Annotated in this window: 18 protein-coding genes; 12 read left to right on the top strand and 6 right to left on the bottom strand. The window is 70.2% G+C overall.

The genetic code is table 11. The annotated features are described in order from the left end of the window. The first annotated feature begins 89 nt into the window (after nucleotides 1-89). On the top strand, nucleotides 90-263 hold the full coding sequence (locus JIG36_RS49050) for a hypothetical protein (RefSeq protein ID WP_203383822.1): 174 nt from the start codon (nucleotides 90-92) through the stop codon (nucleotides 261-263). Here the strand turns inward: JIG36_RS49050 and JIG36_RS49045 are convergent. The 4 genes from JIG36_RS49045 to JIG36_RS49030 form a co-directional block, all read right to left on the bottom strand. Then, the gene (locus JIG36_RS49045; RefSeq protein WP_203383821.1) at nucleotides 260-589 is read right to left on the bottom strand and encodes a hypothetical protein; all 330 of its coding nucleotides are present in this window, start codon (nucleotides 587-589) and stop codon (nucleotides 260-262) included. The two genes, JIG36_RS49050 and JIG36_RS49045, sit on opposite strands and share 4 nt — an antisense overlap. A 230-nt stretch (nucleotides 590-819) precedes the next feature. Then, nucleotides 820-2,250, bottom strand: coding sequence for an ATP-binding protein (locus tag JIG36_RS49040; protein WP_203383820.1), 1,431 nt, complete (start codon nucleotides 2,248-2,250; stop codon nucleotides 820-822). A gap of 137 nt (nucleotides 2,251-2,387) precedes the next feature. Further along, nucleotides 2,388-3,050, bottom strand: coding sequence for a peptide-methionine (S)-S-oxide reductase MsrA (gene msrA, locus JIG36_RS49035; RefSeq protein ID WP_203383862.1), 663 nt, complete (start codon nucleotides 3,048-3,050; stop codon nucleotides 2,388-2,390). Between the two features lie 47 nt (nucleotides 3,051-3,097). Further along, nucleotides 3,098-3,511: an HIT family protein gene (locus tag JIG36_RS49030; protein WP_203383819.1), complete on the bottom strand. Its 414-nt coding sequence runs from the start codon at nucleotides 3,509-3,511 to the stop codon at nucleotides 3,098-3,100. Between the two features lie 24 nt (nucleotides 3,512-3,535). Here JIG36_RS49030 and JIG36_RS49025 point away from each other — a divergent pair, with 24 nt between their 5' ends. The 3 genes from JIG36_RS49025 to ilvA are packed head-to-tail and all read left to right on the top strand — an operon-like array spanning nucleotide 3,536 to nucleotide 7,332. Further along, nucleotides 3,536-4,687 (top strand): cystathionine gamma-synthase, encoded by a 1,152-nt coding sequence (locus JIG36_RS49025; protein ID WP_203383818.1) that lies wholly within the window; start codon nucleotides 3,536-3,538, stop codon nucleotides 4,685-4,687. A gap of 15 nt (nucleotides 4,688-4,702) precedes the next feature. Beyond that, nucleotides 4,703-6,061 carry an amidase gene (locus JIG36_RS49020; RefSeq protein WP_203383817.1) on the top strand — a complete coding sequence of 453 codons (1,359 nt, stop codon included), beginning with the start codon at nucleotides 4,703-4,705 and terminating at the stop codon, nucleotides 6,059-6,061. A gap of 23 nt (nucleotides 6,062-6,084) precedes the next feature. Continuing rightward, nucleotides 6,085-7,332, top strand: coding sequence for a threonine ammonia-lyase (gene ilvA, locus JIG36_RS49015; RefSeq protein WP_203383816.1), 1,248 nt, complete (start codon nucleotides 6,085-6,087; stop codon nucleotides 7,330-7,332). Nucleotides 7,333-7,461: 129 nt separating this feature from the next. Here ilvA and greA read toward each other — a convergent pair whose 3' ends face one another. After that, nucleotides 7,462-7,956 (bottom strand): transcription elongation factor GreA, encoded by a 495-nt coding sequence (gene greA / locus JIG36_RS49010; RefSeq protein WP_203383815.1) that lies wholly within the window; start codon nucleotides 7,954-7,956, stop codon nucleotides 7,462-7,464. Nucleotides 7,957-8,117: 161 nt separating this feature from the next. Further along, nucleotides 8,118-8,537, bottom strand: coding sequence for a DUF4307 domain-containing protein (locus tag JIG36_RS49005; RefSeq protein WP_307873229.1), 420 nt, complete (start codon nucleotides 8,535-8,537; stop codon nucleotides 8,118-8,120). A gap of 111 nt (nucleotides 8,538-8,648) precedes the next feature. Here JIG36_RS49005 and mca point away from each other — a divergent pair, with 111 nt between their 5' ends. From mca to JIG36_RS48965, 8 genes are all read left to right on the top strand, one after another. Next, nucleotides 8,649-9,530 (top strand): mycothiol conjugate amidase Mca, encoded by an 882-nt coding sequence (gene mca / locus JIG36_RS49000; protein ID WP_203383813.1) that lies wholly within the window; start codon nucleotides 8,649-8,651, stop codon nucleotides 9,528-9,530. Nucleotides 9,531-9,631: 101 nt separating this feature from the next. Continuing rightward, nucleotides 9,632-9,988: a hypothetical protein gene (locus JIG36_RS48995; RefSeq protein ID WP_203383812.1), complete on the top strand. Its 357-nt coding sequence runs from the start codon at nucleotides 9,632-9,634 to the stop codon at nucleotides 9,986-9,988. Between the two features lie 250 nt (nucleotides 9,989-10,238). Beyond that, the gene (locus JIG36_RS48990) at nucleotides 10,239-12,776 is read left to right on the top strand and encodes a putative bifunctional diguanylate cyclase/phosphodiesterase (protein WP_307873228.1); all 2,538 of its coding nucleotides are present in this window, start codon (nucleotides 10,239-10,241) and stop codon (nucleotides 12,774-12,776) included. Nucleotides 12,777-12,816: 40 nt separating this feature from the next. Beyond that, nucleotides 12,817-14,316: an ADP-ribosylglycohydrolase family protein gene (locus JIG36_RS48985; protein ID WP_203383811.1), complete on the top strand. Its 1,500-nt coding sequence runs from the start codon at nucleotides 12,817-12,819 to the stop codon at nucleotides 14,314-14,316. Between the two features lie 12 nt (nucleotides 14,317-14,328). Next, nucleotides 14,329-16,422 (top strand): thioredoxin domain-containing protein, encoded by a 2,094-nt coding sequence (locus JIG36_RS48980; protein ID WP_203383810.1) that lies wholly within the window; start codon nucleotides 14,329-14,331, stop codon nucleotides 16,420-16,422. A gap of 28 nt (nucleotides 16,423-16,450) precedes the next feature. After that, complete coding sequence (locus JIG36_RS48975) at nucleotides 16,451-17,593, top strand: 5-(carboxyamino)imidazole ribonucleotide synthase (protein ID WP_203383809.1); 1,143 nt, start codon at nucleotides 16,451-16,453, stop codon at nucleotides 17,591-17,593. Then, the gene (gene purE / locus JIG36_RS48970; RefSeq protein ID WP_203383808.1) at nucleotides 17,594-18,091 is read left to right on the top strand and encodes a 5-(carboxyamino)imidazole ribonucleotide mutase; all 498 of its coding nucleotides are present in this window, start codon (nucleotides 17,594-17,596) and stop codon (nucleotides 18,089-18,091) included. 10 nt (nucleotides 18,092-18,101) lie between these two features. Then, the gene (locus JIG36_RS48965; RefSeq protein WP_203383807.1) at nucleotides 18,102-18,521 is read left to right on the top strand and encodes a glutaredoxin domain-containing protein; all 420 of its coding nucleotides are present in this window, start codon (nucleotides 18,102-18,104) and stop codon (nucleotides 18,519-18,521) included. Nucleotide 18,522 lies beyond the last annotated feature (1 nt).

Raw genomic sequence — 18,522 nt, 5'->3', positions numbered from 1 at the left:
TACAGGCCAAGCGTTTGGCAGGTTCTGCACAGCGGCGTCACAGGTGCGGCTGCCACCCTGGAGTGCCGGTTGATACGGAGGATTCGTCCATGGAGAAGCAGAACCGCCGACCCGTCTCGCTGGCCGGCCTTGGTCTGATCAGCGCCGGCGCCGTGCTCGGTCTGGCGCTGGCGACGCCCGCTTCGGCGTCGCCCTCCGACCAGCAGCCCCGCAATCAGTCGCCGGCTGTGCAGACCCAGGCCTCCGAGGAGGAGGGTTCCTAGGCCGCCATCGGACGCCCGCCGAGGCTGCGCAGATAGAGCGCCCGCGAAAAGTTCGCGGCGGCCGCGCCGTAATACATCGTGGCCAGTCCGACATAGAAGCCGTTGTTGGTGATCGCGTTCTTCGCGGTGGTCGACGCCGACCAGCGGATCTCCGCGTCCGACTCGCTGATCCCCTTGCGGATGCAGCGCAGCCGGTTCATCTCCTTGCCGGTCTTCCAGGTCTCGAGTGCCTGCTCGGCCTCACGCATCGACTCCTCGGCCTGCTCGACCAGAGACTCCGCGAGATTCCAGGCGTCGCGTTCATCGTGGTTGTAAAAGGTGGGCACGTGTCACCTCCCGCTGTACCGCTGTCGATCTCCAGTGTGCGGAACATGTCGGGACATGTCGATCTTTTACACCCCCAGGCATGAAAACCGGCCCCGGCAATTGCCGGGGCCGTCTCTGTGACCTGGGTCAGGCCGTGCGCGCCACCCCGACCGGGCAGGTCATGCCGTTGGGGCATCGGCGTTACGGCCTCTGTGTCGGCCCTCAACAGGGTTGAGAGCTGTACGCCGATCTATTCCTTCAACGCCCAGACGGCTCGCGGGTCGCGGGCGCTCTTGCCGTTCCAGGTCAGAAGTCCCTCATCCTGCAGCGCGCGCAGGCGGAGGATTGTCCACGGCCGGCTCATGCCCAGGGCCGCCGCCACATCGCCCGTGCTCAGGGGGTTGGACGCTGCCCTCAGGAGGTCGAGTATGCGGTGGCTGCCGTGTGGCAAGCGGGCCTCGATACGAGGGTCGAGACGGGGAATGTCGGCCAAGGTCAGACGCACACTTCCCTGCGTCTGGACATAAACGGGATCTTCCAGGCCGACACGTCGCATCTCCTCGAAGATTCGTTTGATGCCCTCGCCGAGCTCCAAACCGATGCGCAGATCCGCGCAGACGCGCGCGATCCGTGGGTTGCGAGCGAAGCGGCTGATCTCGAGCGGTTTGTTGGGATTGGCCAAGCCGGGAAATCTTCCGGGGCTCTCGATTTCTATCCGGTTCGGATAGATCTCCACACGGATGTGGTCGCCCGAGAGGCTATATGAGCGGTGGATCACTGCATTTACCAGACCCTCCAGCCAGGCGTCGCGAGGCACGATAGGTGTTGCCTCGAACTGGCCGCTGGAGGAGAGCGAACGTCGTTGCGGTATCAGTCTTTCGATCTCGGCACTAGCTCGTTGTACGGCCCAGGGAAGTGACCCTTCGATCCGAATATCCGTACCTTCCTCGACGCCCAGCCTGGCTCCCGTGCCGCGCTCCACCCCGAGAAATCGAATTATTCGAATGTAGGCTTGCGGGAAGAGGACCTGTGGGGACTTGCCGAAGAGTAGGTATCCCGCGTTGGTGATCTGGCCCTTGAGCGTCAGCAGACTACGGGCGTTGAAGACGTCCACGACCGAGCCTGAATTCACGCCGATCCGTCGCTGATACGCCTCGACGAGGGCGGCGTCGATTTCCGTGAAGGAAACGCCGTCGGCTGGGAATCCATCGAACTGTGCCTGGCCTTTGTCGAACTCCAGCTCTCGACGCTGGATGTAGGTCAAGCGGTGGCTCTCGTCCCCGACACGGAGAAAGCATTCGCCACTGCTGGTTTCGTGTACGCGTTCGCCAGGTTCAATGCGGATGACAAGGAGAATGTCATTCTCGCCGGCGCTGTTGACGCACGGAACTTCTTCGAACGCGGCGCGGACGGGCGGCGAAGTCAGGGCGATCGGCGTCTGCCGGAGGTCGTTGATCTTGCCATGCACGCGGTTCAGGCCCTGAACCTCAGGGCGGTTCAATCCGACGACGACAGTGCCACCTTCGGCGTTCGCGAAGGCTACAAGCGCTTCGGCCAGCTTCTTGGGCTGGATCGATGCGGCCTTCCGGTCGAACCACTGATCCTCGGGTGCGTCAAGCAGTAGCTTGCCGACGGCTGCGGGAGCAGCCGCGAGCGCGGCATCGACTTGATTGGAAGGCATGACCCCTACTCTAAACCGTTTAGAGTAGGGGTGTAAGAGGATGCCTCGCAGCGCGTTTTGCCAGGTGGATGGCCTTGTCGCGCCCCACTGCGTTGTTTCGAGTACCGCTTCTAGTAGCGGGGAGGCGGACTGAGCTGTTAGTCGGCCGTGCACGCCACCCCGACCGGGCAGGTCATGCCGTTGGGGCCGTGGTTGCAGTAGCCGTACGGGTTCTTGCTGTCACTGAGGTACTGCTGGTGATAGTCCTCCGCGTAGTAGTACGCGGTGAGCGGCCCGATCTCGGTGGTGATCTTGCCGCGGCCGGCTGCCGTGACCACTGGCTGGAACGCCTCCAGCGAGGCCTGCGCGACCCGGGCCTGCTCGTCCGTGGTCGTGTAGATCGCGGAACGGTACTGGGTGCCGACGTCGTTGCCCTGGCGCATGCCCTGGGTCGGGTCGTGGTTCTCCCAGAACGCCTTCAGCAGGTCCGCGTACTGGATCTGGCTCGGGTCGTAGACGACCTGGACCACCTCGGTGTGGCCGGTCGAACCGGAGCAGGTCTCCTCGTAGGTCGGGTTCTTGGTGAATCCGCCCGCGTAGCCGACCGAGGTCGAATAGACGCCCGGCAGCTGCCAGAAGATCCGCTCGGCGCCCCAGAAACACCCCATCCCGAAGACCGCGACCTCGAGGCCGGCCGGCCACGGGCCCTTCAGCGGGGTGCCGAGCACGGTGTGCGTGTCGGCCACCGGCATCTCCAGGAGCCGGCCCGGCAGGGCCTGGTCGGGGGTAATCAGCTCGAGCTTCTTGTGCCGCAGGAACACGGTCACTCCCTTCATCCGGTGATGTAACACCGGGGGTTAGCCAACCCTTACCCGAGTTTGGCGGCGATCGTGGCGGCGTACTCGGCGGCTTCCTCGTCGCTCGCGTACTTGGTGCGGGGCCAGAAGAAGCCTCGCAGACCATCCCCCTTCGTACGCGGTACGACGTGGAAGTGGAGATGCGCCACCGACTGGGAGACGACGTTGTTGTTCGCCACGAAGGTCCCCTGAGCGCCCAGCGCCTCGGGGACGGCGGCGGCGACCCGTTGCACAAGCCCGAAATATCCGGGCAGGTCACCGGCGGGTAGATCGGGGAAGGTGACGACGTGGGCGCGGGGCACGATCAGCACGTGGCCCTTGAAGACCGGCCGGGTGTCGAGGAAACCCACCCCGTCGGGCGAGTCGATGACCTTGAAGGCGGGCACCGACCCCGCCACGATGTCGCAGAAGACGCACGATGCCACCTGGTGAGACTAGCCTTGCCGAGCATGACGGCTAACGACTACGGGTTCGACACCCTCGCCATCCACGCCGGCCAGGATCCGGACCCCCGGACCGGCGCGGTCGTGCCTCCGATCTACCAGACGAGCACGTACGCCCAGGACGCCGTCGGCGCGCCCCGGCTCGGTTACGAATACAGCCGCTCCGGCAACCCCACCCGCGACGCGCTGCAGGAGTGCCTGGCCGCGATCGAGGGCGGCCGCCGCGGCCTGGCCTTCGCGAGCGGTCTGGCCGCCGAGGACACGCTGCTCCGCGCCGTCTGCCGTCCGGGTGACCACGTGGTGATCCCCGGGGATGCGTACGGGGGAACCTATCGCCTTTTCGCCAAGGTGGCCGAGAACTGGGGCCTCTCGTGGACGGCCGTGCCGCTGGACGACCTCGACCAGGTGCGGGCCGCGTTCCGCCCGGGCGTGACCAAGATGATCTGGGCCGAGACGCCGACCAACCCGCTGCTCAACATCGCCGACATCGCGGCCCTGGCCGGGCTCGCCCACGAGTACGACGCGCTGCTCGTGGTCGACAACACGTTCGCCTCGCCCTACCTGCAGCAGCCGCTGGCCCTGGGCGCCGACGTCGTCGTGCACTCGACCACGAAATACCTCGGCGGTCACTCCGATGTGGTCGGCGGGGCCCTGATCGCGGCCTCCGACGACCTCGGCGACCAGCTCGCCTTCCACCAGAACGCGATGGGTGCGGTCAACGGGCCCTTCGACGCGTGGCTCACCCTGCGGGGCGTCAAGACCCTCGGCGTACGGATGGAAAGGCACTGCGACAACGCCGAACGGATCGTCGGTTACCTCCGTGAGCACAAGGCCGTCTCCGAGGTGCTCTATCCGGGACTGGAATCACACCCGGGCCACGAGGTCGCGGCCAAGCAGATGCAGCGCTTCGGCGGAATGGTGTCTTTCCGGGCAACCGGTGGCATGGAAAAGGCCGTCGATATCTGCAACCGGACAAAGCTCTTCGTGCTCGCCGAGTCGCTGGGCGGCATCGAGTCGCTGATCGAGCACCCCGGGCAGATGACACACCTGTCCGCTGCGGGCTCCGCGCTTGAAGTCCCCGCCGATCTCGTGCGACTGTCTGTCGGCATCGAAACCGTTGACGATCTGCTCGCGGACCTGGAGCAGGCACTCGGCTGACATACGGAGCACGAAATGACGGACGGGACGACCTGGGTAGGCGCCACCGCCAAGCAGATCTCGCGCGCTGTGCGGCGTGGTGACATCACCGCCACCCAGGTCGTCGCCGACCATCTGGAACAGATCTCGATCACCGACCCCACGCTGGACGCCTTCCGGGTGATCCGCGGGGGCGAGGCCATCACCGAGGCCGAGAAGGTCGACGACCAGGAAGACCTCTCCAACCTGCCGCTGGCCGGGGTGCCGGTCGCGGTGAAGGAGAACACGCCGGTCGCGGGCCTGCCGACCTGGAACGGTTCGGCGGCCGCCCGCACGGCCGTGGCCGAGGAGGACCACGAGGTGGTCCGTCGGCTGCGCGGGGCCGGTGCGGTGGTCGTCGGCATCACCCGCATGCCCGAGATGGGCCTGTGGGCGGTCACCGACGAGGCCGACTCGCCGACCCGCAACCCCTGGGACCGCGACCGCACGCCGGGCGGCTCCTCCGGGGGCGCGGCGGCCGCAGTCGCCTCCGGCCTGGTGCCGATCGCCCAGTGCAACGACGGCCTCGGCTCGATCCGCATCCCGGCCGCGTGCTGCGGCCTCGTCGGGCTCAAGCCGGGCCGCGGCGTCGTCCCGGCCGACCTGGGCATCACCAACTGGTACGACCTGGTCGAGAACGGCGTGCTCACGACCACGGTCTCGGACGCCGCCCTCGGCTTCTCGGTGCTGGCCGGCCGCGACCCGATCAAGCTGGTCGAGCCGGCCAAGCTGCGGGTCGGCGTCTCGACCCGGTCACCCCTTCCCGGCGTACGGGCCGACGAGCCCAACCTCGGCGCCGTGACCACCGCGTCCAAACTGCTGGTGCAGGCCGGGCACGACACGGTCACGGCCAACCCGAAATACCCCCAGACGCTCGGCGTCGGCACCCTGGCCACCTGGTTCGCCTCGGCCTACCGGGAGTCCCAGGCCTATCAGCTGTCCCAGCTGCAGCCGCGCACCCGGCAGCACATCCGCATGGGCAAATGGGCGCTGCGCGCCGGCCTGGTCCGGCAGTCACAGCGGGACGCGTTCCGCGAGATGTCCATCCGGTTCTTCGAGGACAACGCGATCGACCTGCTGCTCCTCCCGGCGCTGGCCTCGGCCCCGCCGCTCGCCGAGGGCCACGCGTCCGGCTCGTGGCGGCACAACATGTCGGTCAGCATGCGGTACGCCCCGTTCTCGGCGGCCTGGAACGTCGCGGGCCTGCCGGCCATCTCGGTGCCGGTCGGCACCCGCCCCGACGGCCTGCCGCTGGCCGTGCAGTTCGTCGGCCCGCCCGACTCCGAGACGCTCCTGCTGGCCGTCGCGGGCCAGTTCGAAGTTCTCAACCCCTGGCAGCGCTACGCGTTCGGCTGAGCCGGAGTGGCAGCATTCAAACAATGAACGCCCCCTACCCGCTCGATCTGCTCGGGCTGGCCGACATCCGGGCCGCGCGTGAGCTGCTGAGCGACGTGGTCAAGACCACCCCGATGATCCCGTCCCGCCCGCTCACCGAGATCACCGGCACCCCGGCCTGGCTCAAGTGTGAGAACCAGCAGCGCGCCGGCTCCTACAAGGTCCGCGGCGCGTACACCCGCATCGCCCGGCTCTCGGCCGCCGAGCGGGCCCGCGGAGTGGTCGCGGCCAGCGCCGGCAACCACGCCCAGGGGGTCGCGCTCGCGGCCGGCCTGCTCGGCGCCCGGTCCACCGTCTTCATGCCCGAGGGCGCGCCGCTGCCCAAGGTCACCGCGACCCGGGGCTACGGCGCCTCGATCGAGTACGCGGGCACGACCGTGGACGACTCGCTGGAGGCGGCCCACCTCTTCGCCGCCGAGACCGGGGCCGTGCTGATCCACCCGTTCGACCACCCCGACGTGATCGCCGGGCAGGGCACGGTGGGCCTGGAGATCCTCGAGCAGTGCCCCGAGGCGACCACGATCGTCACCGCGGTGGGCGGCGGCGGGCTGATCTCGGGCGTGGCGGTCGCGGCCAAGGCGCTGCGGCCCGACATCCGGGTCATCGGCGTGCAGGCCGCGGGCGTGGCGGCCTACCCGCCCTCGCTCGCCGCGGGCAGCCCGGTCAAGCTCGACCGCGGGGTCACCATCGCCGACGGCATCGCCGTGCTCAAACCCGGTGACCTGCCGTTCGCGCACGTCAGCAAGCTGGTCGACGAGGTCGTGACGGTCACCGACGAAGACCTGTCGGCGGCGCTGCTGGTGCTGCTCGAACGGCACAAGATGGTGGTCGAGCCGGCCGGGGGAGCGGCCGTGGCGGCCCTGCTGACCGGCGCCTACACCCCGCCCCCGGACGGCCCGGTGGTGGCGATCCTCTCCGGCGGCAACATCGACCCCATGCTGCTGCTGCGCGTGATCGAGCACGGTCTGGCCTCGGCCGGCCGGTTCCTGCGGCTCGCGGTGCGCTGCACCGACCGGCCCGGCGAGCTGGCCCGGCTGCTGGGCGAGATCGCCGAGCAGCGGGCGAACGTGGTCGACGTGTCGCACTCGCGGCAGAGCCCGCGGCTCAGCTTCGGCGAGGCCGAGGTGGCGCTCTCGGTCGAGACCCGGGGGCCCGACCACTCGGCGGCGCTGATCAGCACGCTGCGCGACTCGGGATACCGGGTGTCGTTGCTGGCCGACACCACGCCTTAGCGCCTGTTCCATCTGGGGTGGACCAGCCGCTTCTTCCGGGCTCGTCAGTCTGGACCAGCCGCTTCATCCGGGCTCGTCAGTAAGTAAAGAAGGCCCGCGGCGCTCGCCGCGGGCCTTCAAAAAGCTTGGTCAGCCCTCGAACGGGCCGAACTTCACCACGGTCACCTTGATGTCGGAGCCGCTGGGCGCCGTGTAGGTGACGGTCTGGCCCTCGCTCGCGCCGAGGATGGCCGTGCCGAGCGCCGACTCGGGGCTGTAGACCGTGAGGTCGGTGGTGGAGGCGATCTCACGGGAGCCGAGCAGGAACGTCTCGGTGTCGCTCTGGTCGTCGTCGAAGTAGATCGTCACGACGGAACCCGGGGTCACCTCGTTCGCCGTCTGGGCCTCGCCGACCTCGGCGTTGCGCAGGAACTCCTTCAGGTAAAGGATCCGGCCTTCCTGACGGCTCTGCTCCTCGCGGGCGGCGTGGTAACCGCCGTTCTCGCGGAGGTCACCCTCCTCGCGACGCGCGTTGATCTCCGCGGCGATCGCGGGGCGACCGGCGATCAGCTCGTCGAGCTCGGCCTGCAGCCGGTCGTAAGCGTCCTGAGATAGCCAGGTCTTGGGCGCCTCTGAACTGGACACGGTCGATCTCCTTGCTGAACGGGGGACGACTTATCAAAAGGAAAAGCGCTCAGCACCACTGGCGGGGATGCTGAACGGAGCGAATTACTTAGCTTACCAGCGGTACGCACGCCGCCTGGTTTGCGCGATCTCGCACTATTTCAACGGGCGCGGGTGCGGCCCTATGCGGCCGCTTGGCACCGTACGACGTCGCCGACGCTGGCGCGGGCCGTGGTCGGCACGGTCTCGTTCGCGTCGATCGTCTTCGCGTCGCCGGCCGCCCGGACCACCACCGTACGCCGCCCGACCTCGAACCCGTCGTAGTCGCGGGCGCGCAGGATGCACTCGGCGGCCCCGCCGGCCGGCACCCGGACCTTGAACTGGATGGTCATCACGGTGGCCGACGGTTCGTCCCAGCCCACGATCTGCGGGTCGTAGTCGGTCTGGCCGAACTGCTGGAACAGCCGGACCGAGAGCAGCAGCGAGGCCCCGACCACGAGCACGAGCGCCACGATCGGCAGCACCGGCCGGCGCCGGCCGGAGCGGCGCTTGCCGTACCGTCCCGGCGGGAAGACCGGGTCTGTGGTGCGCGTCTCGCTCACCTGGGCACCTCTCGTGCGTTTCTTGTCGGGGGGATCCGCAAGAATGGCAGGGTCCATCTTCGCAGTCGACACCGGCCCGCCTGCCGCGGGTACAGGTCCGAGGAGAATTCAGTGGCCGAGCAGTTGCGTCTCATGGCGGTGCACGCACACCCCGACGACGAGTCCAGCAAGGGCGCCGCGACCATGGCGCGCTATGTTGCCGAGGGCGTCCGGGTGATGGTCGCGACGTGTACGGGTGGCGAGCGTGGCAGCATCCTCAACCCGAAGATGGACCGCCCCGACGTCCTGGAGAACATGTCGTCGATCCGGCGCGCCGAGATGGACCGGGCGCGCGAGATCCTCGGTGTCGAGCAGGCGTGGCTCGGCTTCGTCGACTCGGGCCTGCCCGAGGGTGACCCGCTGCCCCCGCTGCCCGAGGGTGCCTTCGGCCTGGAAGACCCCGAGACCGCCGCCCTCCCGCTGATCAAGCTGATCCGCGAGTTCCGTCCCCACGTCATGACGACCTATGACGAGAACGGCGGCTACCCCCACCCCGACCACATCATGTGCCACAACATCTCGGTGGTGGCGTTCGACGCGGCGGGTGACCCGGAGCGCTACCCCGAGCTGGGCGAGCCGTGGCAGCCGAGCAAGCTCTACTACAACTCCGGCTGGACCCGGGCGCGCATGCTGGCGCTGCACGAGGGCATGATCGCGGCGGGGCTCGAGTCGCCGTACACGGAATGGCTCGAGAAGTGGGCCGACCGCGACGACCGCGGCGACAAGATCACCACGCGCGTCGAGTGCGGCGAATACTTCGAGACGCGGGACGAGGCGCTGCGGGCCCACGCCACCCAGGTCGACCCCGACGGCTTCTGGTTCAAGATCCCGCTGGAGCTCCAGCAGAAGGTGTGGCCGACCGAAGACTTCGAGCTCGCCCGCTCGCTGGTCGACAGCCCCGTCCCCGAGTCCGACCTGTTCGCGGGCATCCGCGAGTCGGTCGACGCCCACTGACGCCGTCCGACCACCCCGCCCGCCACCCAAAGCAGGACTGAAGGCCCGTCCGACCACCCCGCCCGCCACCCAAAACAGGACTGAAGGCATAGTCTCGGGCTATGGACATCTCCGTCGCGGTCAACAACTTCGGCGACACGCGCTCGGGCGGCCTGACCGGCCCGATGGGCCTGTTCGTCATTGTGCTCATGTCCATAGCGACTGTTCTGCTGATCCGCAACATGAACAAGCGCTTGCGTCGGCTTCCCGACAGTTTTCCTGACGCGAAGCAGACGCAGCGTGAGGCTGAGATCGCTCGGCTGAACGCCGATCTCGACCGTTCCGGCGCCGGTGAGGCTACGGGAGACGTTGATGCGGATCGATCGGAGACCCCCGGTGGAGGTGCGGACGACGAGGTCAAAGCCGATACTACTGAGCGTCACGGCGAGTCGGCAGACGGCGACACTCGGCGCGTTTGACCTCGTCGCACGCGGTTTGCGCGCGCCGGGCGACAGCACTCACCGTATTGGTCAGACTTAAAGCCTCTACGCGTCGTGCGTCAAGCCCTGTTGCGTTCATCGGTATTGATTTAGCCTTCCGCCCGGGGGCTTAACCGCCCCTGATCCCTGCGCGGAAGGGGGCGCCGAAAATGTCCATTCCCCGCCCGCGTTTTTCTCCACTGCAGATGCACGTGCATCCGCCAGTGCCGCTGTTCAGGCGAGGTTTTTCGTGACCGCCCCGCCGGTCGCCGAAGCCCGCGTCCGTCGTTCCTGGATCGACGTGGCGGGGCTCGCCGGCCGTTCCCGAGGGGTCCGCGCACTGGCCTTTTCCGTGGCCGGTGCGGCCGTTCTCATCGCCGTTCTCGGTGTGCTGCTGCCCGCCGGTCTCCCGGCCGACCGTCCACTCTCCCCAGTGGCCGGCGTCGCGCTCGTGGTCGCCCTCGTCGCGGCCGGGCAACTGGCACGCCTGCGCTTCCGCCTCGGCCGCGGTTTCGTGTCGGTCAGCTGGGGCGAGGCCGCCTTCATCATCGGCTTCGTCGTGGCGCCGCCCGGTTATCTGCCCGCCGCCACGCTCGTCGGGGCGTTCGCGGCGTGGGCCCTGCTGTCCTGGTGGGACTCGCACCGCAACCTGGCCGAGATGACCCACCTGGCCGCCTCGCAGAGCCTCGGTGCGGCCGGCGCCACGCTGGTGACCACGCTCGTGTCCGGCGACGCCGCCGTGCTGAGCCCGCGCATGTCGGCCGCTCTGGTCGCGGGCGCGCTCACCTACCTGCTCGTCACGTTCGGGCTGGCGACGCTGACCCTCACGTTGCACCGCGACGCGCCGGCTCGGCAGATCCTCGTCCGGGCCTCGTACGCGAAGGTCCCGATGTTCGTCGGCAACGTGGCGGTCGGGCTGGGCGCCGTCCACGCCCTGGTCGGCCGCCCGCTCTGGCTGCTCGCGTTCGCGCCCGGGCTGTGGCTGCTGCAACGCACCTACCGCTTCCACCTGCGCGCCGAAGAGGAACGTCGCATGTGGGAGGCGTTCTCGGCGGCCACCGCGACCCTGCCCGGCGGCACCGAGGCCGAGGTGGTGCGGGCCGGGCTGGGCGCCGCGCTCGAGGTCTTCGGCGCCCGCCGCGTCGAGATCGAGGTGCGCGACCAGGACGGCGAACGCGGCTACGCCCAGGACGGCCCGGGCCAGGACAACGCGATCGCCGGGCTGCCCGGCCCCGCGATCACCCGGTCGATGGCGGTCGCCGGTGAGACGGTCGGCGAACTGACCGTCTGGCTGGCCGAGCCGACCCTGCCGGCGCCGCGCGACGAGGCCGCCATCTCAGCCTTCGGCGACGTGCTGGCCGGCGCGCTGCACGACGCCGCGACCCGGGCCCGGGTGGCCGAACTCGAGGAGCAGTCCACCCGCGACCTCACCCAGGACAGGCTCACCGGCCTGCTCAACCGCACCACCCTGCTGGCCCAGGGCGACCGGCTGCTGCGCTCCTTCGACCGGCGCCGCTCGGTCGCGCTGCTGCTGCTCGACATCAACGACTTCCGCGAGGTCAACGGCACCCTCGGCCACCGGCACGGCGACGAGCTGCTGCGCGAGGTCGCCGACCGGCTCAGCGAGCTGGCCCGCGACGGCGAGCTGGTGGCCCGCACCGGCGACGACGAGTTCGCCCTGCTGATCCCGGTCGTCGCCGGCCTCACCGACTCGGGCGCCCGGGCGTTGTCGCCGCTGCCGATGGCCCTGCGCCGCGCCCGCGAGCTCGTCGAGCACCTGATCCGGCCGATGGAGGTCTCCGGCGTACGGCTCGCCGTCGAGGTCGCGGTGGGTGTCGCGGCCACGCCCGCGGGCCGGGCCGACCTCGGCGAGCTGGTCCGCCGGGCCTCCCTGGCGCTGCACCAGGCCAAGCGGCAGCAGGTGTCGGTCTCGGTCTTCGACGCCAGCCAGGACGCGGTGACCACGGACGGGCTGGCGCTGCTGGCCGAGCTCCAGGACGCGCTGGCCACCGACGACCAGATCATGCTCAACCTGCAGCCCGCGGTCGACCTGGTCACCGCCGCCCCGACCGGGGTCGAGGCGCTGGTGCGCTGGAAGCACCCGCGCCGGGGCCAGCTCTCGCCGAACGAGTTCATCCCGGCCGTCGAGCACTCGGCCGAGCTGCACACGGCGTTCACGGCCCGGGTGCTCGACCTGGCCCTGTCGGCCGCCGGAAGCTGGCACGCGGCCGGCGTCGACGTGCCGGTCTCGGTCAACGTGTCGGCCCGCAGCCTGCTCGACCCCGGCTTCCCGGCCCAGGTCGCCGAGGCGCTGCGCCGGCACCGGGCGCCCGCCTCCTACCTGGTCCTCGAGATCACCGAGTCGGTCGCGGTCAGCGAGGAGCGGATCGTCGACGAGGTCCTGGCCGAGCTGCGCGACCACGGCATCCAGCTGTCGCTCGACGACTTCGGTACGGGCTACTCGTCGCTCGCGATCGTCACCCGGGCCCCGGTCGACGAGATCAAGATCGACCGCTCGTTCGTCGACCACATGATCGAGTCGACGGCGGCCGAGGCGGTCGTGCGGGGCGCGGTCGAGCTCGGTGCCCGCCTGGGCGTGCGGGTGGTGGCCGAGGGGGTCGAGACGACCGAGCAGCGGGCCGCGTTGATCGCCCTCAAGTGCCCCACCGCCCAGGGCTACCACTTCTGCAAGCCGATGCCGGCCGACCGCATCGTGGGTGCCCTGACCCAGCTGGCCGAGGCGGCCCTCGACAACATCCGCCCGCTGCGCGCCGACGACGCGGTCTAGCTTCCCGTTTTTGTCGTACCGGCGCGCAAGAATCCCGCGCATGGATCGAAGCGCGGTGCAGATGGATCGGGTGGCCGGCGTGCTGCTGGCGGCGGCCTGCGGAGATGCGCTCGGGGTGCCTTACGAGTTCGCCTCTCCGCCGCCGGCCGGCGAGGTTCCGCGGATGAGCGGCGGCGGGCTGGGGGACTACGCGCCCGGCGAATACAGCGACGACACCCAGATGGCGGTGTGCATCGCCGAGGTCGCGGCAACCGGGGCCGACCTGCGCGAACCGTGGGCGCTCGACCGCATCGCGGCGAACTTCGTGCGATGGCGGGCCGGCGGGGCCACCGACATCGGCGTGCAGACCCGCCAGGTGCTCGGCTCGGTTCGTGATCATCCGATCGACGGCCTGGGTGTCGCGATGCGCGAGGCCGCCCGTGAGCTGCACGAGCAGACCGGCCGGAGTGCCGGGAACGGTTCCCTCATGCGTACGGGGGTGGTCGCCCTGGCCTATCTCGAGGATCCGGAGGCGATGGCCGAGGCGGCTCGGGCCGTGAGTGATCTGACCCACTTCGACCCGCTGGCCGGCGACGCGTGTGTGCTGTGGTGCGCGGCCGTGCGGCGGGCCGTACTCGACGGGACGTTCGACGGGCTGCGGGAGGGGCTCGAGCTGATCCCGGCCGAGCGCCGCGAGCAGTGGGTCGCGGCGATCGACGACGCCGAACGGCATGAACCGTCGCATTTCTCCGGCAACGGCTTCGTGGTCACCGCGCTGCAGGCCGCCTGGTCGGCGATCTCGCCCACCCCGGTTCCGGCCGACGACCCGGCGGCGGGGAGTTTCGCCTGTGACCACCTGCGCGACGCGCTGTATGCGGCGGTGGGCGCCGGGACCGACACCGACACGGTGGCGGCCATCGCGGGGGCGCTGCTGGGCGCCCGGTGGGGTGCCTCCGCCACACCGCTGAAGTGGCAGCGGGCCGTCCACGGATGGGAGCGCAAGCGGGCCGCCGACCTGATCGCGCTCGCCCTGCTGACCGCCGGCGGCGGGAAGGCCGACCGGGTGGGCTGGCCCGGGTGCGACCGGATGGAGGGGCCGATCCCGCAGGCGCTGATGACTCCGCATCCCGATGACGACGGGGTCATCCTGGGCAATCTCGTGACCGACGCCGTGGCGGCCGGGGCGACGGCGGTGGTGTCGCTGTGCCGGGTCGGGCGGGCCCAGTTCGGCCGGGTGCCGGTGGAGAACCAGGTGCAGGTGTGGCTGGTCGATCAGCCCGGGGCCAACGCGAACACGGCGTTCGCCCTCGACCAGGCCGCCCGCGCCGTGGCGGCCCTGCGTGACGAGGGTCACCAGGTGTTGCTGCATTGCGCGGCGGGGCAGAGCCGCACACCGGCCGTGGCGGCGCGCTACACCATGATCCGTACGGGAAAGGATGGCCGGGCCGCCCTGGACGAGATGCGCAGCCTCCTCGACGGGCACGGGTATTACGTCAACTACGAACTTCGTGACGTTGTCGCCGCATTCGGCACGCCGCGCGCCGCGACCGGCCGTGAGTGAGAGGCTGGAGACATGGCCAACCGTCTCGCCGGCGCAACCTCGCCCTACCTGCTCCAGCACGCCGACAACCCGGTCGACTGGTGGCAATGGTCCGACGAAGCGTTCGCCGAGGCCAGACGCCGCGACGTGCCGGTGCTGATCTCGGTCGGCTACGCGGCCTGTCACTGGTGTCACGTGATGGCGCACGAGTCCTTCGAGGACGAGCAGATCGCGAAGCTGATGAACGAGGGCTTCGTCCCGATCAAGGTCGACCGGGAGGAACGGCCCGACGTCGACGCTGTCTACATGACCGCGACCCAGGCCATGACCGGGCAGGGCGGCTGGCCGATGACGGTCTTCGCCACGCCCGAGGGTGACCCGTTCTTCTGTGGCACCTATTTCCCGAAGCCCAACTTCGCGAACCTGCTCACCTCGGTGACCACGGCCTGGCGCGACCAGCGCGAGCAGGTCATCGAGCAGGGCGCCAACGTGGTGAAGGCGATCGGCGGTTCGCAGCTGGTCGGCGGGCCCAAGGCGCCGGTCTCCTCCGAGCTGCTGGCCGCGGCGGCCAACGGGCTGCTGGCCGAACAGGACCTGACCAACGGCGGCTTCGGCGGCGCCCCGAAGTTCCCGCCCCACATGGCGATGCTGTTCCTGCTGCGCCACTACCAGCGCACCCGCAGCGAAGAGGCGCTCGAGGCGGTGCGGTTCGCGGCCGAGAAGATGGGCCGCGGCGGCATCTACGACCAGCTGGCGGGCGGGTTCGCGCGCTACTCGGTCGACGCGTCCTGGACGGTGCCGCACTTCGAGAAGATGCTCTACGACAACGCCGTGCTGCTGCAGGTCTACACGCAGTTGTGGCGGCTGACCGACGACCCGTACGCCCGCCGGATCGCCGACGAGACGGCCGAGTTCCTGCTGCGTGATCTGGGCACCCCGGCCGGTGGGCTGGCCTCCGCGCTCGACGCCGACGCGGCCGGGGTCGAGGGCCTGACGTACGCCTGGACCCCGGCCCAGCTCGTCGAGGCGCTGGGCGAGGAGGACGGCAAGTGGGCGGCCGACCTGTTCCGGGTCACGCCCGAGGGCACGTTCGAGCACGGCAGCAGCGTGCTCGTGCTGGCCCGCGACATCGACGCCGCCGACCCTTCGCTGGTGGCGCGCTGGCACGACGTGCGGGCCCGCCTGCTGTCGGCCCGGGCCGGCCGCCCTCAACCGGCCCGCGACGACAAGGTCGTGGCCTCGTGGAACGGGCTGGCCGTCACCGCCCTGGCCGAATACAGCATCCTGACCGGCGCCGCGTCCTCCCCGGCGAGCGCTTCCTCGGCGGCGGTCGCCTCGTCGGCGGCGGTCGCTTCGGCTTCGACGGACGCTTCGGCGTCGGCGGTCGCTTCGTCGGGGGCGGCGGTCGCTTCGGCGGCGGTGGAGATCGCTGAGGTGCTGGCGACCCGGCACGTGGTCGACGGGCGCCTGCGGCGGGTCTCGCGTGACGGCCAGGTCGGCGAGCCGGTCGGTGTGCTCGAAGACTACGGCTGCGTGGCCGAGGCCTTCCTGGCCGTGCACCAGCTGACGGCCGACGCGGTCTGGCTCGACCGGGCCCGCGAACTGCTCGACGCCGCGCTGGAACACTTCCCGACCGGCGACGGCGGGTTCTACGACACCGCCGACGACGCCGAGCGCCTGGTCACCCGGCCCGCCGACCCGACCGACAACGCCACCCCGTCCGGGCTGTCGGCGATCTGCGCGGCCCTGGTGGCGTACGCGGCGCTCAGCGGCGAACCCAGCTACCGCGAGGCGGCCGACGCGGCGCTGGCCACGGCCGGGCCGGTGATCGGCAAGCACCCGCGCTACGCCGGTTACTCGGCGGCGGTGGCCGAGGCGGCGCTGACCGGCCCGTACGAGATCGCCATCGCGGCCCCGGCCGGCCAGGAAGGCCCGTTGCTGGCGGCGGCGCACCGGCACGCGCCGCCCGGAACGGTGGTCGTCGCGGGTGAGCCCGACCGTCCCGGCGTACCGCTGCTGGCCGACCGGCCGCTGCAGGGTGGCGTCCCCACGGCGTACGTGTGCCGCGGTTTTGTCTGTGATCGCCCGGTGACCAGCCCCGAAGAGCTGACCACCCGCCTGACCTGACCCGGCCCTTGGCTAGGCTGAGCGGGCGATGGATACCCGAACCGGTCTGCCCGTAGTCGGCATGGTGGGCGGTGGCCAGCTGGCCCGGATGACCCACCAGGCTGCCATTTCCCTCGGCCAGTCACTGCGCGTGCTCAGTGTGTCGCCCGACGACAGCGCCGCGCTGGTCGCGGCCGACGTGCGCATCGGCTCGCACACCGACCTGGCCGCGCTGCGCGAATTCGCGAAGGGGTGCGAGGCGGTCACGTTCGACCACGAGCACGTGCCCACTTCGCATATCGAGGCGCTCGAGGCCGAGGGCGTCAAGATCTTCCCGGGCTCGGCCGCGCTCGTGTTCGCGCAGGACAAGGGCATGATGCGGGAGCGTCTGGCCGCTCTCGGGGCGCCCGTGCCGCGCTGGTCCGCCGTCTCGTCCGCCGCCGACATCTCGGACTTCGCCGGCGGTTCCTGGCCGGTCGTCGCGAAAGCCACCCGCGGTGGTTACGACGGTCGCGGCGTATGGATGCTTTCCTCTCCGGCGGAAGCGGAGGAGCTGGTCGCGACCGGCACGCCGCTGATCGTCGAGGAGAAGGTGCCGCTGCGCCGCGAGCTGGCCGCGCTGGTCGCGCGCTCGCCGTTCGGGCAGGTCGCGGCCTACCCGGTGGTCGAGACGGTGCAGAAGGACGGCATCTGCGTCGAGGTGCTCGCGCCCGCGCCCGGCCTGCCCGAATCGCTGGCGGTCGAGGCTCAGCAGCTGGCGATCGACCTGGCCAACGCGCTCGGCGTGGTCGGCCTGCTGGCGGTCGAGCTGTTCGAGACCGACAGCGGCATCGTCGTCAACGAGCTCGCGATGCGGCCGCACAACTCCGGCCACTGGACAATCGAGGGCGCCCGCACATCGCAGTTCGAGCAGCACCTGCGGGCCGTGCTCGACTACCCGATGGGCGAGACCTCGCTCACCGCTCCCGCCGTCGTGATGGCGAACGTGCTGGGCGGCGAGCCCGGCGGCATGTCGATCGACGAGCGGCTGCACCACCTCTTCGCCGAAGACCCAGGCGCCCGCGTCCACCTCTACGGCAAATTGGTCCGGCCCGGTCGCAAGATCGGTCACGTGACCGTGCTCGGCGACGACATGACCTCGGTGCGGGCCCGCGCGGCCCGGGCCGCCCAGTGGCTTCAGGAGGGCCGATAGATGGCGCCGCTCGTCGGGATCATCATGGGCAGCGATTCGGACTGGCCCACGATGGAGGCCGCGGCGGTCGCCCTGGCCGAGTTCGAGGTGCCGTTCGAGGTGGGCGTGGTCTCGGCCCACCGTACGGTCGGCAAGATGGTCGACTACGCGTCGTCCGCCGCCGAGCGGGGCCTCAAGGCGATCATCGCGGGCGCCGGGGGAGCGGCCCACCTGCCGGGCATGGTGGCCGCGCTGACCCCGCTGCCGGTGATCGGGGTGCCGGTCCCGCTCAAGCACCTCGACGGCATGGACTCGCTGCTCTCGATCGTGCAGATGCCGGCCGGGGTGCCGGTGGCGACCGTGTCGATCGGCGGGGCGCGCAACGCGGGCTTGCTGGCCGTCCGCATTCTCGGTGCTTCCAACCCGCTGCTACAGGCCAAGATGGCCAACTTCCAGGCCAGTCTCGAGAAGCTGGTGGAGGAGAAGGACGCCGCGCTCCGGCAGCGCCTGCTCGGCTAGTCTCGTTGTTATGAGGCGCTGGCGTCCGTCGGTCGTTCTGCTGGTGGCGGGCATTCTGGGCGGCGCGCTGCTGCTCAGGAACTCGACACTGGCCGGCACGTTGTTCATGGCGGCGTGCGCCCTCTTCGCCGTGCTGTTCTCGCCGCCCGCCTTCCCGCGCTCGGTCACCGACGCCGAAGCGCGCGCCGCTCAAGCCGCCGACGGCCGTCCGATCATCTACTGGCGACCGGGTTGCCCCTACTGCCTGCGGATGCGCACGTCGCTGGCGCGTCAGGCCGGTCGCTACCACTGGGTCGACATCTGGAGTGATCCGGAAGCGGCCGCCTCCGTACGGGCGGTGGCCGACGGCAACGAGACCGTGCCCACGGTGGTGGCCCCCGGGAAGTCCTATGTGAACCCTTCACCGGAGCTGGTCCGAAACCTTCACTGAG

It is taken from the genome of Paractinoplanes ovalisporus, from assembly GCF_016834655.1.
Classification (GTDB): domain Bacteria; phylum Actinomycetota; class Actinomycetes; order Mycobacteriales; family Micromonosporaceae; genus Actinoplanes; species Actinoplanes ovalisporus.
This window is presented reverse-complemented; position numbering and strand designations above follow the sequence as displayed.